Raw genomic sequence first — 15768 nt, 5'->3', positions numbered from 1 at the left:
GCTATGCTATAATCCTGCGCAATTAGCATTTAAGGGTTTTTACTTTGCAATTTATCGCACTTACTTCTATCGGAATAGAAAATTTACTTGTTGATGAGCTTACAGCACTCGGTGCAGAAGTCTCAAAACAAACCGTGGGCTCTGTACGTTTTGAAGCTGATAGCTTATTAGCACAAAAGATTTGTTTATCGAGTCGCTTTGCCACTCGTATCATGATGCTGATAGAAGAAAAAGAAGGCGTGAAAGACAAAGACAGCCTTTATCAATTTGCACGTTTGCAGCCTTGGCAAGAATGGTTTGGTCCTAAACAAACCTTTGCTGTTGATTTTAGCGGTACTAATAACGACTTAAAAAATACGCAATTTTCAGGTCTCGTTGTTAAAGATGCGATTGTCGATTATTTTGCGGATTTATTCGAGCAGCGCCCAGATGTTGATAAATACAACGCTAATGTACGTGTTGTAGCAAGATTGAACCGCCAAGGGGTCGCGCTTTATATCGATTATTCTGGCCCTCGTTTATCTGAACGTGGTTATCGTCAAGATCAAGGCAAGGCTCCGATTAAAGAGCATTTAGCTGCAGCTCTTGTAAAACGTAGTGGCTGGCTTGAAAACGTACAGCAACCTTTGTTCGACCCATGTTGTGGTTCTGGTACCATTTTAATTGAAGCAGCCAGCATGGCACGCAATGAAGCACCGGGGTTATTCCGTGAAGGTTTCGCGTTCGAGCGCTTGCCAAGTTTTCGTATTCAAAAATATAAAGAGTTAAAAGCTGAATTAACTGCTCAAATTACAGATCCAAAGTTATGGCTTATTGGTCATGATATTGATGGCGGTGTGATTGCAAAAGCTCAGGAAAACGCCGAGCGAGCAGACCTTGGTAATGTGATTAAATTTAAACAAAGCGATGCGACTAAGTTAACCTCTGTAGCGAAATTACCAGGAGTGGTGATTTCAAATTTACCTTATGGTGAGCGCTTAGGTTCAATGGCTGAACTGGTTAACTTACACCGTAGTTTAGGTGTGGGCTTTAAAAAGCACTTTAACCATTGGAAGCTTGCTTTATTAGGCACAGACGAAAGCCTATTTAAATTATTAAAACTTGTTAAATTAAAACGCTATAAGTTCAAAAATGGCCCGTTAGATGTTGTTTTAAATCTATACCAACTAGACGATAAACAAGTAGAGCTAAGCAAAGAAGACAAACCTGCACTTAATTTTGAAGGCTCAACGGCATTTGCAAACCGCTTAAAGAAAAACAAGCAAAACTTAAAGAACTGGTTAAAACAAAATGAAGTGAGCTGTTATCGCGTTTATGATGCTGATATTCCAGAATATAACGTAGCTGTTGATGTTTATGATGACTCAGCTGTTATTTTTGAATATGCTGCACCGAAAGAAATTGATGATAATACGGCACAAAAACGCTTACAGGATGTCATAAGCCTGACTGCTGAACAGTTAGCAATTGCACCTGAAAATATCGCAGTTAAAGTGCGTAAAAAACAAAAAGGTGAAGAGCAATACACTAAAGTATCAAAACAAAATCGCACTCAAGTCGTCGAAGAGTTTGGTGCTAAATTTAAAGTTAACCTTTTTGATTATTTAGATACTGGTTTATTTTTAGATCATCGTTTGGCACGCCGATATATTCAACAAAATTCGCAAGGCAAACGTTTCTTAAACTTGTTTGCTTATACTGGCAGTGCATCTGTGCATGCGGCAGTAGGTGGTGCTAAAGCTATCACCACCGTTGATATGTCAAAAACTTACTTAAAGTGGGCGCAAGAGAACTTTGCGTTGAATGACCTAAGTAATACTCGCTATCGTTTTGAACAAGCTGACTGCTTGAAATGGCTTGAATATGCTCAAGGTCAATATGATTTAATCTTCTTAGACCCACCGACTTTCTCAAATTCAAAACGTATGAAAGATGCATTTGATGTACAACGCGATCACATTAAATTACTTACGTGGGTTAAGAAAATCTTAAGCCCGAACGGTACGCTTATTTTCTCAAATAATAAGCGTGGCTTTAGCATGGATGAAGTAGGGCTAATGGGTCTGGGTTTAAAAGCAGAAAACATTTCTGATAAGACTCTATCACCAGACTTTAAGCGTAATAAGCAAATCCATAATAGTTGGCTTATTACCCATGGCTAATTTTACCCTGTACCACACTGATGGCTGTCATCTGTGTGAAATGGCCGATGAATTATTAATTGCTGCAAACGCTTCGTTTGTAGCAAAAGACATTATGGACAGTGAACAGCTGATTGCTCTATACCAAACCAGTATTCCGGTTGTTGAAGCACATCAAGGTGAGAAATTATTCTGGCCTTTTGATGCTGAGCAGTTAGCGCAATTTATTGCTGATAATAAAGAATAAGAGTAGTAATCACGATGGATTTAATCAGAATAGCCAAAGCGCAACTCGCTTATGGTACACATCCGCTACTAGATGATGCCGATGCCGTTATTGAGTCAGGTGAGCGTGTATGTATCGTTGGCCGTAACGGTGCAGGAAAATCAACACTACTAAAAGTACTTGATGGCCAAGTGACATTGGATGATGGCGAAATCAACCAATTAGGCGGTATTCGTATTTCTCGTCTAGAACAAGATCCCCCCAAAGGGGCAGCAGGTTCAGTATTTGATTATGTTGCCCAAGGCATGCCAGATATTGCTAACTTACTGATAGAATATCACCACGTTAGTAATCAAATGCAAACAGACTATAACGATAAATTGCTCAACAAATTAGAGCGTTTATCTAATGAATTGGAAACAGTTGATGGCTGGCGTTTTGATACCCGTATTCAATTAGTTTTATCTCGCTTAGAGCTGGAGCCAGAGGCCAAACTTGAATCATTATCGGGTGGTTGGCTACGTAAAGTTGCTCTAGCAAGGGCTTTGGTTAGTGAACCCGACTTACTGTTACTTGATGAGCCAACTAACCACTTAGATATGAGTAGTGTTATTTGGCTTGAGCAGTTTTTAAAAGAGTTTAAAGGCGGTATCGTTTTTATATCTCACGATCGTGCGTTTATACGTGCAGTTGCTACTCGTATTCTCGATTTAGACCGTGGTAAGCTTGTTTCATATCCTGGTGATTACGCAACTTATCTTGAGCAAAAAGCGCATGATTTAAAAGTAGAAGAAACACAGAATGCACTGTTTGATAAACGTTTAGCTGAAGAAGAAACGTGGATCCGTCAAGGCATTAAAGCACGTAGAACACGTAATGAAGGGCGAGTACGCGCACTAAAAGAATTACGTAAAGAGCGTAAGCAACGTGTAGATCAAGTTGGTAAAACTGATTTCAACATTGAAACTGCTGATCGTTCTGGTAAGTTGGTGTTTGAAGCTAAAAACATTTGTCATGCATTTAAAGACAAAGTGATTGCGAAAGATTTCTCGACGCTTGTTATGCGGGGCGACCGAGTTGGTCTTGTGGGACCAAACGGTATAGGTAAAACAACGCTGCTGAAAATTTTATTTGGTGACTTAGTTCCAGATAGCGGCAGTGTTAAACAAGGTGTTAATTTAGAATTTGCCTATTTTGACCAATACCGCCAAAAGCTCGATGAAGAAGCTACAGTGCAAGACAACGTTGCTGAAGGCAAGCAAGAAGTGATGATGGGCGGTCGTTCTCGTCATGTGTTAGGTTACTTACAAGACTTCCTATTTCCTCCGGCACGTGCTCGTACGCCTGTAAAAGCACTTTCTGGTGGTGAAAAGAATCGCTTATTGTTAGCAAAGCTATTTTTAAAGCCATCTAACATTATTGTACTCGATGAGCCAACCAATGACCTTGATATCGAAACGTTAGAGCTCCTTGAGGAGATTATTAACCAATACCAAGGCACCGTATTGATAGTTAGCCATGACCGTGAATTTATTGATAATACCTGTAACTCTGTATGGGCCTTTGAGGGGAACGGCAAGATCACAGACATTGTTGGCGGTTACAGCGACTATGAAGCATACGCCGCTCATTTAGCTGAGCAAGAAAAACAACAACAGCAACAAATTAAGCAAGAAAAGCCAGCCGTTGTTAGCCAAGATAATACACCAAAGAAAAGTAATAAACTCTCTTACAAATTAAAACTTGAATTAGAAGAATTACCCAGTAAAGTGGAACAACTTGAAAAAGCGTTAGACGCTCAGCAAGTTGTGGTTAATGACCCTGACTTTTTTAAGCAAGATGCTGCAATTACAACAGAAGCATTGAACCATTTAGCCGAGTTAGAGTCTGAGCTTGAAGCCGCTTTTGAGCGCTGGGAAGAACTCGAAGATTTAAAGAATCAGTAGTAAGGATTAAAATGAAATACAAATTACTCGCTGCCAGTATTTTAGCCACCCTAAGTACCTCAGCGATGAGCGCAACCTATAAATTAGAAGAATTAGGTGGAATCGAGGGCGCGAAGTTTAACTACATTACAGATGTTAGTGAAAATGGACACATTATTGGTTTAGCAAATGGTCTTTACAAGTTACCAGTAGATATCTCTTATATCGATTTTACGGATTCGTTGATCAAAGACGCCTATGATACCGCTAAAAAACAATTTGAATTAATTGATAAAGAAATCACATTTACGTTAGATGACATTGAGAACAACGATGCAGTGAATACTAACGCTGATGCTCATGCATTCATGGTTAGTTTTTTAACTGGACGTGCAACTGACTCAGAATACCAAAAGCTATCAAGTGCAATCGCAACACGTTACACCGCAGAAGGTTCGACAGAGCAAGTTTTATTTGATGAGCAGTCAGTTGATTTTGATGGTTTAACGCGCTCGACTTCTAACTTACTTAATGCTGTAACAGATGATGGTGTGATGGTAGGTTGGGGTAGTGCACCCTATGAGAAAACATCGTTTACTCAAACAGATGAAGACGAAGAAGAAACGCATTTCTTAAGAGATTTTATCAGTCGTGCCATCGTAATCTCAGCCGATGGTGTAAAAGTTGAACTTGCCCCTGAATTTGATGATTTTGGTGGTGTTAGTTCGGCGAATGATATTGTCAAGACTGCCAATGGTTACGAAGTTGTAGGTACAGTATCAACGAACATTGCTGCTGACCCTTTAAAAGATATTGAAGATAAATGCGATAACGAAGATGAACCTGTTTCTGATTGTGTGGAATCATATAATCGTCAATATAAAACAGGTATCTATAATAAACAGGCTGTGAAGTGGACGTTAGATAGCAATTTAAACATTACTAACACTGAGATGCTTGGTTTAGGCTTAACACCGAAAGATGACGAAGATTTCGCTTTTCGTAGCAACGCAATTGCGATCAATGAAAGTGGCTTAATCGTCGGTACTTCTGATGTTCGATACAAAGGCAGAGATACGCGAATTACAATGCCTGTTATATTCGAAAATGGTGAAGTAAAAGAGTTTATTGATCAAGAAGATGATTGGATCTCAGGTCAGCCTTTAGCTGTTAACAACGATGACGTTGTAGTTGGTTATGCAAGTAAACGTATTGACGGCACAAACCGAACAAAATTCTTTTACTATGACAAGAAAAGCGACAGTGTTGTTTTCCCAACGGATTACTTCTCGAGCTCTAGCTCATTAGCAAACGATATCAATGATAATGGTATTGTAGTTGGTGAAGGCGAGACAGATATCTACAATACGTCAACTCGTCGTCGTGAAGGTTTCATGTACACCATTGGTGAAGATAAAATTGTTAACTTAAACGATTTATTACCGTGTTTCGAAGAAGATGGTGAGACTCGTTTTAAATATACGGTTGCTGAAGCAAAGGCAATTAACAACAATAACGAAATCTTCGGTGTTGCGACTAAAACAGTTGAAAAGACAGATTCATTTGGCAATGTTGTTGTAGATATTAACGGCAATACCGAATACGAAAGTGTTGCAGTTGCTGTTAAGTTAACTCCAATTGATGGCAATGTTGAAGAGTGTCAAGCTGAAGAGGTTGAGCAATACGAGCGTCAATCAGCAAGCTTCCCTTGGTATGCATTACTGCTATTACCATTTGCAGCAGCACGTCGTATATTTAGAAAATAAAAACTTGGTATAAAGTAAATTACTTTCAAACCTAAATAAAAAACCCAGCTTAAAGCTGGGTTTTTTGTCTATACTGAAATCAGTTATTTTTTATGGCGATGTATCCACGCTTTACGAACAGAGCGTTTCCAAAGCATGTCGGTAGCAAAATAGCCTATGATTGCAGCAGCTGTTGCACAAATGAGTGAACCGACTAAAAAGGCTGGGCCAATTGTTGTTAGACTATCTATAAACCATTGCCAGCTTGGTTCAAATTGGAAGTGCTGCTGTGGTTGAGCAAGTGCAATAGTGCCAACAATATATGAACAATAGAAAATAGGAGGCATGGTCAGTGGGTTAGTGATCCACACTGTTGCAACAGAAATCGGTAAATTCACTCGAAATGGAATAGCCAGGGCGGCTGCAAGAACCATTTGAAAAGGAACAGGGATGAACGCAAAAAATAAACCAACCGCAAATGCACCGCGTGCTGAACGTCTATTTAAGTGCCATAAATTGGCATCATGCAATAAACGACCAAAAATTCTTAAATACTTGTGTTCTCTTACCTTGTTATGATCAGGTAAAAAGCGTTGGATCGTTTTTTTAGCCATTTAAAGCAACCATTTACATCTATTTGGTTATGCAGCGGCTTTGTCATAGGCTGTTTTTTCACCCTATATACATTTAGCACTGCGGCGTTTTATATAATGAGTTTTGCTGTATTGCTAGCAGGTGCCTATTTTAAGCCTTTTTTAACTCTATTGTCAGGGTTTATTTGCGCTATTTTAGTAGTGATTTTTCATTACTTCATTTTTTACTCAACCTCTGACTGTCAAATCGATTATCAACAAAGGCGATTAGTTCGATTTGAGGTGGTTGAAACATACAGTGATAAAAGCCCTTACTATCTAAAAGCCAATTTAAAAAGTATTGAATCTTGTCCTGCTACGATTCGACCAACTCCTTTTGCGATGCTAAGTATTTCATCAGATAAACCCGTTGTTTCAGGTGATGAAATAAGTGCATCCCTAAAACTTAAGCGTTATCGTTCTGTTAAGAATTTCTATAGTTTTGATAGAGAAAGGCAAGCGCTACTCGAGCGAATATTTTATAAAGGTCGAAGCGTAGGAGAAATAACTTATCTAGATCATCATACCAATACGAGTTTACGTGATAGATACCTAAAATACATAGATAAAATTACAGCAAATAGCCGATTACAGTGGCTCTATTATGCGCTTTTAACTGGCGATAAAAGCAAAATAAGCTACGAAAATAATAATCAATTGCGTGAATTAGGTTTAAGTCATTTGCTTGCTATTTCAGGACTTCATATCGGACTTATTTATGCCGTAGGGTTTTTTAGCTCGAAGTGGTTGCTCAGAGTCAGTCATTTGCCTATTCGGCAATCATTCCAACTGAATAATATTTTTGCTTTATTTGGATTTAGTTGTTCATTTATTTATGTCTACCTCAGCGGTTTCATTGTCTCTGCCAGTCGTGCACTTGTAATGCTTGGGTGTTATTTGGTTATTTATAATTTGGGTAAAAATCCGCTGCGTTGGCGCTCAATTCTTTATGCTTTATGTATCGTATTGTTGATAGATCCATTTGCAATGTTGAACCCTGGACTCTATTTTAGTTTTATAGCGGTAACAATAATATTTTTATTAACTAGAAATACACTAGATGTAAGACTTGGATTTTTAAACAGGTTTGTTCAACTCTTCCAGATTCAGTGTGCTTTGTTTATCGGGTTACTTCCCTTATCTCTTTATTTTTTCAATGGCACGAGCATTATCGGCTTATTGATAAATCTTATTGCCGTGCCTTTAGTCGGTTTACTGATATTACCACTGCTGATTTATTATAGCTTGTTTTCGAGTCTATTCGATATTACAAGTTTATTGTCTTTAGTAGACAGTGTATTGTATTTGAGTTATCAATTGTTGCTCTCTATTCCCCATGATTGGCGCTGGTTTCCATTCAGCGAGTTTGATTTTTCATTATTAGTCATTAGTTACAGCACATTGCTTATTTTGTTATTTTGTCCAAACAAGTACGTTTGTTTAATACCCATTTGTATTTATGCCGTTGATTTCAAGTTACAGCCTAAAGCTCAATTTCAGTTAGACGTGTTTGATGTGGGGCATGGTTTAATGGTGATGGTGAGTGCCAATAACAAAGCCATTATCTATGATTTAGGGCCTCAGTATTTTGGCCGCTACGATTATATTCGCCGAGTATTACTTCAAAGCATTCGTAAACAACAACTCTCTGTTGTTGCAACCGTGATCAGTCATTTAGATAACGACCATTCTGGCGGCTTAGCTAGTTGGCAATTAGCAGGCTATGCAGAGACTTTAAGCACCTTCCATCCTAAAGGGCTTGAAGAGGCGTGTAAAACAAACAGTCTCATACTCGAAGGGGTCAAAATTAATAGTTTTCATGCCGACGACAGTAGAGATAATCGAAACGATCTGTCATGTTTATTAAAAATAACGCGTTTAAACTATTCAGTGTTACTTACGGGCGATATTTCGACAGCTGCAGAAACCAAGCTTATTGAAAATGGTGTCGACCTGCAATCGACTGTTTTATTGAGCCCACACCATGGTAGTAATACCTCTTCAAGTAATAGATTTATAAATGCTGTAGAGCCTGAAGTGGTTATCCATTCATCTGCTTACCAAGGGCAATGGTTATTTCCTCACCCAGATGTTGTAAAACGATACAATGAGCACCATATACGACAGTTCTCAACTGCAGAACTTGGCCATATTCGTATAAAATTCTATGAAGATAATTATCGTATAGAGTTTGCGCGCGAGCAGGAAAGTTATTGGTTCGAACAAGATTGACGTTTTGTTTTTACCCCCTTAAGGCTACAATAGTCAAAGTCTATGAATAAGAGAGTGTTATGGATCAAACTACATCCCAAATCTACAAGCGATTAATCAGTTATGTGGGTGATTATAAGTTAATCGCGTTTTTCGCCATTGTGGGCATGATTGGTTATTCTGCCATGGATGCATTGTTTATCAATTTAATGAAACCGTTCATTGATGATGGTTTAAATGACCGTAACACGGATGTTTTAACTTACGCTCCCTTTGTTGTAATTGCATTGGTATTAGGTCGAGGCATGTTTAACTACATGTCGTCTTACTGTTTAAGCTATGTGGGCTCTCAAGTTGTGAGAACCCTGCGCCAGCAATTATTTGAACATATTTTACATCTGCCAGTTTCTTTTCATGATAAAAATTCGAACGGTGATTTAATATCTAAAATCACCTTTGATACCGAGCAAGTTCAACAAGCCATTACTAAAGCCTTATTAATTGTTGTTAGAGAAGGGGCGTTTGTTGTCTTTTTACTTTTCAATATGTTTTATACCAGTTGGAAGCTTTCACTGATATTTTTAGTCATTATTCCGCTGGTGGCTGTTATTGTCGCATTTGTATCAAAACGATTTCGTATGATTTCGAAAAAAATCCAGTCTGCAATGGGTCAAGTCACTCGCAGCTCAGAACAAATGCTATCTGGTCATAAAGTTATTCATGGTTTTGGTGGTCAGCAGCAAGAAATCTCACAGTTTTCTGCAATCAACAATCATAACCGTCAGCAGCGCATTAAAATGGACGCGACCAAAGCATTAAGTGTCTCCGTAATCCAAATATTAGCTGCAAGCGCGATGGCGGTTATTCTATGGGTCGTGTCTATGCCGTCAATGATTGATACCATCAGTTCTGGCGACTTCGTATTACTTATTTCATCAATGATGATGTTGTTACGTCCACTTAAGCAACTATCAAACGTAAATAGTGACTTACAACGTGGTATTTCAGCAGCGCAAAGTATCTTTTTAGTACTTGATGAAGAAGTAGAAAAAGACACTGGCAGTTACAGCGTTGATAAAGTAACTGGTAAAATTGAAGTAAACAATGTGACCTTTAAATACCCAACTAAAGATGAGCCTGTATTAAAGAATTTATCACTTTCGATTAATGCTGGCGAAAGTATTGCTTTAGTGGGTCGTTCAGGCTCAGGTAAATCGACCATTTCGAATTTATTACCACGTTATTATGAGCTTGAAGGTGACAGTGAAATTTTGCTTGATGGTGTCAACATCGCTGATTACAAACTGACAGACCTACGTAAGCAATTTGCACTGGTTTCACAGCAAGTGGTTTTATTTAACGACACTATTACGAATAATATTTGTTATGGACTCGAGCGCGAATTAACAAACGATGAGTTAATGGCAGTTGCTAAGCAAGCCCATGTCTGGGAGTTCGTTAAAGATTTACCTGATGGTTTAAATACCATGGTAGGTGAAAACGGCGTAATGTTATCAGGCGGTCAACGTCAGCGAATTGCAATCGCGCGTGCAATTTTAAAAGATGCTCCTATTTTAATTCTTGATGAGGCGACATCTGCTCTCGATACAGAGTCTGAAAAACTGATCCAGCAAGCACTTGATAGCTTAATGAAAGAAAAAACATCGATTGTGATAGCACACCGTTTATCAACAATAGAAAACAGTGATTGTATTTATGTAATCGACCATGGTCAGGTTATCGAAAAGGGCACGCATAGCGAGCTGCTTGAAAAAGACGGCACCTATTCCGCTTTATGTAAAATGCAGTTTGGTGAGCAGTAGTGAGTGTAATTGAAAAAAGCTGGTATAAAAAGCCAGGTTTACTCAGTGTTTTGTTGTTACCTTTGAGTGCGCTTTTTTGGCTTATCTCTACACTTCGTGCCTTGCTTTATAAGCTTAATATACTTAAGGCTTTTAAAGCGCGTGTTCCTATAATAGTCGTCGGCAACATTAGTGTCGGTGGCAATGGCAAAACGCCATTTGTTATTTGGCTTGCTGAATACTTACAACAGCAAGGTTTAAAAGTGGCAGTGATCAGCCGTGGCTATGGTGGTAAGTCTGATTCGTATCCGTTGTTAGTGACTGATGAAACAACTACAACACAAGCTGGTGACGAACCTGTGCTTATTAAACGACGCTTAGGCTGTGTTGTTATGGTAGGACCGGATCGACAAGCTAGCATTAAAAAATTAGAACAACATGATATCGATGTCATCATTTCTGATGACGGAATGCAGCATTATAAAATGGCGCGTGATATTGAGTGTTGTATTGTTGATAGTGAACGTCAATTTGGTAACGGACTGCTCATGCCAGCAGGTCCGCTTCGCGAAACAAAAGCGCGTTTAAAATCGGTTGATCTAGTAATTGAAAATGGTGGCGACGCACAGAGTCGTTATGATTTAACGTGTAGTCCGTTTAGAGCCGTTAGCAATGCAGAACCGATCGGTTCAGTACAAGATAAAGGCCATGCCGTAAGTGCTATTGGTAACCCAAAACGCTTTGAAATGAGTTTAAAGCAGCAGGGTATTAGCTTGTTATCTACCCATCATTTTCGTGATCATTATGCTTATCAAGCAAGTGACTTTAGCGATTTTGCAGATGACGCCGTGTTTATGACAGAAAAAGATGCAGTTAAATGCTTTAGTTTTGCAAAGCCTAATTGGTATTATTTACCTGTTGATGCAAAACCGACACCTGCAGTTATCGAAAAACTTAATTTATTATTAAAACAAAAAGGGATCCTCAATGGCCTTTGATACAAAATTACTTGAAATTATCGCTTGCCCAGTGTGCAAAGGTAAATTACGTCTTGATAAAGAGAATCAAGAGCTTATTAGCACTGCTGCGAAACTTGCGTATCCAATCAAAGATGATATTCCGGTGCTACTAGAAAATGAAGCCCGTGAATTAAGCCAAGAAGAGGTTGATAAGTGGAATTCGTAGTCGTCATTCCAGCACGCTACGCATCGACGCGTTTACCTGGTAAACCACTTGCTGATATATGTGGCAAGCCTATGATCCAACACGTTTATGAAAAAGCGGTTGCTTCCGGTGCATCAAAAGTCTATATCGCGACTGACCATCAAATAGTGTTTGATGCAGTTAAAGAGTTTACCAGTAATGTACTGATGACACGTGAAGATCACCAATCGGGCACTGAGCGTTTAGCTGAGGTCGTTGAACAATTAGAGCTAGAGAGTGACACCATTGTAGTGAACGTACAAGGTGATGAGCCTTTATTAGCAAGTGAAAACGTATCTCAAGTTGCTAAGCTTCTTGCTGATTCGGATGCACCTATGGCTACATTAAGTACAAGTATCGATGAGATTGAAGACATTTTTAATCCTAATTGTGTAAAAGTCATTAGCGATGTGGATAACAACGCCCTGTATTTTTCTCGATCGCCAATTCCCTATCACCGTGATGCGATGATGAAAAATGATCACTCTCAATTAAATTTAGCTGATTTTGCTCGTCACATTGGTCTTTATGCCTATCGCGCAGGCTTCATCAAAGATTATATTGAGTTGCCGCAAACGCGTTTAGAGCTACTAGAGTCTTTAGAACAGTTACGTGTACTTTACCATGGTCACAAGATTAAAATCGCTAAGGCAAAATGCGCTCCACAAGCAGGCGTTGATACCCCTGAAGATTTGGCTCGCGTCATAGCTGTGCTTGGCAATTAAATAATGCATGATGTAAACAGCGTTCATCTTCATGCAAGTGAAGATGATTTCCATGTTTTTTATAAACCTGCAGGTGTTAGCTTTCACAGTGAAGAATGTGCTGGTTTTGTTGTACTTGCTGAGCAACTGGTAAATGAAAAGCTATATCCAATTCATAGACTCGATAAAGTTACTTCAGGTTTGATTATTTTAGCCCGTAGCAAAGAAGCAGCAGCTGAATTCACCGCGCTGTTTAGTGCTCATAAAGTTAACAAGTTTTATCTAGCACTCAGTGATGCTAAACCAAAGAAAAAACAAGGCTGGATAAAAGGTGACATGCAGAAAAGTCGTCGAGGGGCATTTAAGTTATTAAAGAGTCAAACTAACCCTGCTATAACAAGATTTTACTCAAAAAGTATTCGAGCAGGATTACGTGCTTATTTGTTAAAACCATTTTCTGGCAAGACTCATCAACTAAGGGTGGCGATGAAAAGTTTAGGTGCACCTATACTCGGCGATACACTCTACGCAGGAAGCAAGGATGAACGAACAAATTTGCATGCCTATGCACTACAGTTTAGTTATAAAGAGCAACTTAAAGAATATCGCTGCGATTATACTTTAGGCGCTCATCTCAATGAAGTTTTTAACTCAGACGAATTCAAAGAGTGGACAGCTCCTTGGACGTTGGATTGGTAAATGAAAGAAACAACACAAGACATCCGTTTTGGTGGCATTAAACGTTTATATGGTCATCAGCAATTTGATTGGTTACAACAAGCACATTTTTGTGTCATAGGTATTGGGGGCGTAGGTAGTTGGGCCGCTGAAGCGTTGGCTCGAACGGGTGTAGGGCAACTAACTCTCATTGACCTTGATGATATATGTGCTACGAATGTGAATCGTCAAATTCATGCTTTAACTGGTACGGTAGGTGAGGCAAAAGTTGAAGCCATGAAAACACGTTGTGAGCTGATAAACCCTGATATCAAAATTAACGTTATTGATGACTTCATTACGCTAGATAACATTCGTGAACATATTCAAGGTTTTGATTATGTAATTGACTGTATTGATGCTGTTAAAGAAAAAGCGGCGCTAATTGCTCATTGTAAACGTATAAAGTTACCCGTTATTACTACCGGTGGTGCAGGTGGGCAAACTGATCCAAGTCAAATCAGCTTTGGTGATGTAGCTAAAACTACTCATGACCCTTTGCTAGCAAAAGTACGTTATATTCTTCGAAAACAGTACAACTTTAGTAGCAATCCAAAGCGTAAATTTAACGTTGATTGTGTTTATTCAACAGAGCAGCTTGTATATCCAACCTCTGAAGGTGAGGTATGCCAAGCAAAACAAGGTGCAGATGGCTCAATGAATATGGATTGTAACAATGGTTTTGGCTCAGCCACGATGGTAACTGGAAGCTTTGGCTTTTTTGTTGCAGCCAAAGCAATTAGAAAGTACCTTGATAAAAAACAGCGTAATGTATAAGACTTATCGTTTTTGGTCGGCCATGGTTTGAATTCTATCAACCATGGCTTTGATGCCATTACCTCGAGAAGGGCTTAAATGGCTAATTAGACCAAGTCGTTCAAACTCATCATATGCATTAATTTGTGCTGCTTGCTCCGGTGTTAGACCATTGTATAAGGCTAAAATCAAAGCCAATAACCCCTTTACGATACGAGTATCAGAGTCACCAGCTAAAACGAGGCTGTTTTCTGAGTGATCAAAGTCAATATATAGCCAAACTTTACTTTCACACCCCTTAACGAGCGCGTCATCAACTTTTAGTACCTCAGGCATAATAGGTAATTGCTTACCTAACAGCATTATTTGGCGATATTTTTGCTGCCAGCCTGCAGCCGTTTCAATATCTTTACTAATGGCTTCAAACGTTGAATTCATATTTTATCCACAATTAATCTAATATTTCGATACTACTTTTAACGGCACTGATAAATGCATCTACGTCATCTTTATTGTTATATAACGCAAAACTGGCTCGTACTGTACCAGGAATACCTAAATAGCTCATTATAGGTTGTGTACAATGGTGACCACTGCGAACTGCAACGCCAAACCCATCAAGTAGGGTGGCTAAATCAAAAGGATGTTCATCGCGATAATTAAAGCTGATGTTACCAATGTTATCTCTTTGGTTTGAATAGATTTTAATACCATCAATAGCAGCCAATTTATTTATTGCATAATCGAAAACTGTATGCTCATGTTGACGCATCTGCTGAAAATCTAAAGATGTTAAATAATTAATGGCTTCAGCAAAGGCGATTACACCAGCAATATTTGGAGTGCCGGCTTCAAATTTACCTGGCGCCTCTCGAAAAGTGCTATGAGTAAGGCTCACTGCTTCAATCATTTCACCACCGGTCTGGTAAACGTCAAGCGAATTTAGCAGCTCAAAACGTCCATATAGACCACCTAATCCTGTTGGTCCGAGCATTTTATGGGCAGAAAATACATAAAAATCACAGGAAATTTCTTGTAAGTTAGGACGTAAATGCATAGCAGCCTGTGCACCATCAACTACTGAAATCGCATTTGAGGCTTTACATGCTGCAAGGATAGGCCCTAAATCAGTAATATTTCCTAATGTATTTGATGCATGGGTAACAGCGACAATTTTTGGCTGATGCAGTTTTATAAAGTCACTGCAATGAGCACTATCAATGACCAAATCATCTTCAATAGGCATAATAATAAGCTCTGCGCCGGTACGCTGTGCTAGTTGTTGCCAAGGGACTATATTGGCGTGATGTTCAATAGCAGATAGGGCAATTTTATCACCAGGATTAAGCCTCGAAGCCAGACCATTTGCGATTAAATTAATCGATTCGGTTGCCCCTTTGGTCCACACTATCTCATTATTTTTTACAGAAAAATAATCTGCAAGTAGCGTTCTTGTATGCTCATATTGGCGTGTCGCGTTTTCACTGAGTGTATGGCGGCCGCGGTGCACATTGGCGTTCTCGTGGCTATAAAAACGGCTAAGTGCATTAATAACTGCCTGTGGCTTTTGTGAGGTAGCCGCTGAGTCTAAATACACCAAAGGCTGCTCATTGACTGTTTCGTTCAGTATTGGAAAGTCAGCACGTATTTTTGTGATATCGAACATGAAAGGCCTTAAGCTACAAGAATGCGACGATTTTAATTAC

At 39.0% G+C, this 15768-nt stretch carries 14 protein-coding genes; 11 read left to right on the top strand and 3 right to left on the bottom strand.

Features of this window, described 5'->3' with window-relative positions; translation table 11 throughout:
- Positions 1–44: 44 nt before the first annotated feature.
- The 4 genes from rlmKL to QUE86_RS00280 are packed head-to-tail and all read left to right on the top strand — an operon-like array spanning position 45 to position 6058.
- Entirely contained in the window at positions 45–2162 is a 2118-nt protein-coding gene (gene rlmKL / locus QUE86_RS00295) for a bifunctional 23S rRNA (guanine(2069)-N(7))-methyltransferase RlmK/23S rRNA (guanine(2445)-N(2))-methyltransferase RlmL (protein ID WP_130051403.1), read from the top strand.
- Entirely contained in the window at positions 2155–2388 is a 234-nt protein-coding gene (locus QUE86_RS00290; RefSeq protein ID WP_130051404.1) for a glutaredoxin family protein, read from the top strand. Before rlmKL ends, QUE86_RS00290 begins: the two co-directional genes overlap by 8 nt.
- Positions 2389–2402: 14 nt before the next feature.
- Positions 2403–4313 carry an ATP-binding cassette ATPase Uup gene (gene uup / locus QUE86_RS00285; RefSeq protein WP_130051405.1) on the top strand — a complete coding sequence of 637 codons (1911 nt, stop codon included), beginning with the start codon at positions 2403–2405 and terminating at the stop codon, positions 4311–4313.
- Positions 4314–4324: 11 nt separating this feature from the next.
- A complete protein-coding gene (locus QUE86_RS00280) occupies positions 4325–6058 on the top strand; it encodes a DUF3466 family protein (protein WP_130051406.1) in 1734 nt (577 codons plus the stop codon).
- Between the two features lie 83 nt (positions 6059–6141).
- Here QUE86_RS00280 and QUE86_RS00275 read toward each other — a convergent pair whose 3' ends face one another.
- Entirely contained in the window at positions 6142–6651 is a 510-nt protein-coding gene (locus tag QUE86_RS00275) for a DUF2062 domain-containing protein (RefSeq protein ID WP_130051407.1), read from the bottom strand.
- A gap of 96 nt (positions 6652–6747) precedes the next feature.
- Between QUE86_RS00275 and QUE86_RS00270 the strand changes: the two genes are divergently transcribed.
- Genes QUE86_RS00270 through tcdA form a run of 7 tightly spaced genes read left to right on the top strand, consistent with a single transcriptional unit; the run spans position 6748 to position 14083 of the window.
- The gene (locus tag QUE86_RS00270) at positions 6748–8901 is read left to right on the top strand and encodes a DNA internalization-related competence protein ComEC/Rec2 (protein WP_286258539.1); all 2154 of its coding nucleotides are present in this window, start codon (positions 6748–6750) and stop codon (positions 8899–8901) included.
- 59 nt (positions 8902–8960) lie between these two features.
- Positions 8961–10703: a lipid A export permease/ATP-binding protein MsbA gene (msbA, locus tag QUE86_RS00265; protein ID WP_130051409.1), complete on the top strand. Its 1743-nt coding sequence runs from the start codon at positions 8961–8963 to the stop codon at positions 10701–10703.
- On the top strand, positions 10703–11680 hold the full coding sequence (gene lpxK / locus QUE86_RS00260) for a tetraacyldisaccharide 4'-kinase (protein WP_286258537.1): 978 nt from the start codon (positions 10703–10705) through the stop codon (positions 11678–11680). The genes msbA and lpxK overlap by 1 nt, the downstream gene beginning before the upstream one ends.
- Positions 11670–11867 (top strand): Trm112 family protein, encoded by a 198-nt coding sequence (locus QUE86_RS00255; RefSeq protein ID WP_036968654.1) that lies wholly within the window; start codon positions 11670–11672, stop codon positions 11865–11867. Before lpxK ends, QUE86_RS00255 begins: the two co-directional genes overlap by 11 nt.
- The gene (gene kdsB, locus QUE86_RS00250) at positions 11855–12610 is read left to right on the top strand and encodes a 3-deoxy-manno-octulosonate cytidylyltransferase (protein ID WP_130051411.1); all 756 of its coding nucleotides are present in this window, start codon (positions 11855–11857) and stop codon (positions 12608–12610) included. Before QUE86_RS00255 ends, kdsB begins: the two co-directional genes overlap by 13 nt.
- 3 nt (positions 12611–12613) lie before the next feature.
- On the top strand, positions 12614–13288 hold the full coding sequence (locus QUE86_RS00245) for a TIGR01621 family pseudouridine synthase (RefSeq protein ID WP_286258534.1): 675 nt from the start codon (positions 12614–12616) through the stop codon (positions 13286–13288).
- Entirely contained in the window at positions 13289–14083 is a 795-nt protein-coding gene (tcdA, locus tag QUE86_RS00240) for a tRNA cyclic N6-threonylcarbamoyladenosine(37) synthase TcdA (protein ID WP_130051413.1), read from the top strand.
- A gap of 3 nt (positions 14084–14086) precedes the next feature.
- Here the strand turns inward: tcdA and QUE86_RS00235 are convergent, their stop codons facing one another.
- Both QUE86_RS00235 and QUE86_RS00230 read right to left on the bottom strand, forming a co-directional pair.
- Positions 14087–14500, bottom strand: coding sequence for a SufE family protein (locus QUE86_RS00235; protein WP_130051414.1), 414 nt, complete (start codon positions 14498–14500; stop codon positions 14087–14089).
- 13 nt (positions 14501–14513) lie between these two features.
- Positions 14514–15728: an aminotransferase class V-fold PLP-dependent enzyme gene (locus tag QUE86_RS00230; RefSeq protein WP_286258531.1), complete on the bottom strand. Its 1215-nt coding sequence runs from the start codon at positions 15726–15728 to the stop codon at positions 14514–14516.
- Positions 15729–15768: the final 40 nt, after the last annotated feature.

Origin of the sequence: Pseudoalteromonas apostichopi, assembly GCF_030297135.1 — a bacterium.
Lineage (GTDB): Bacteria > Pseudomonadota > Gammaproteobacteria > Enterobacterales > Alteromonadaceae > Pseudoalteromonas > Pseudoalteromonas apostichopi.
Note: the sequence above shows the minus strand (reverse complement) of the source record. Positions and strands in the feature narration are given on the sequence as shown.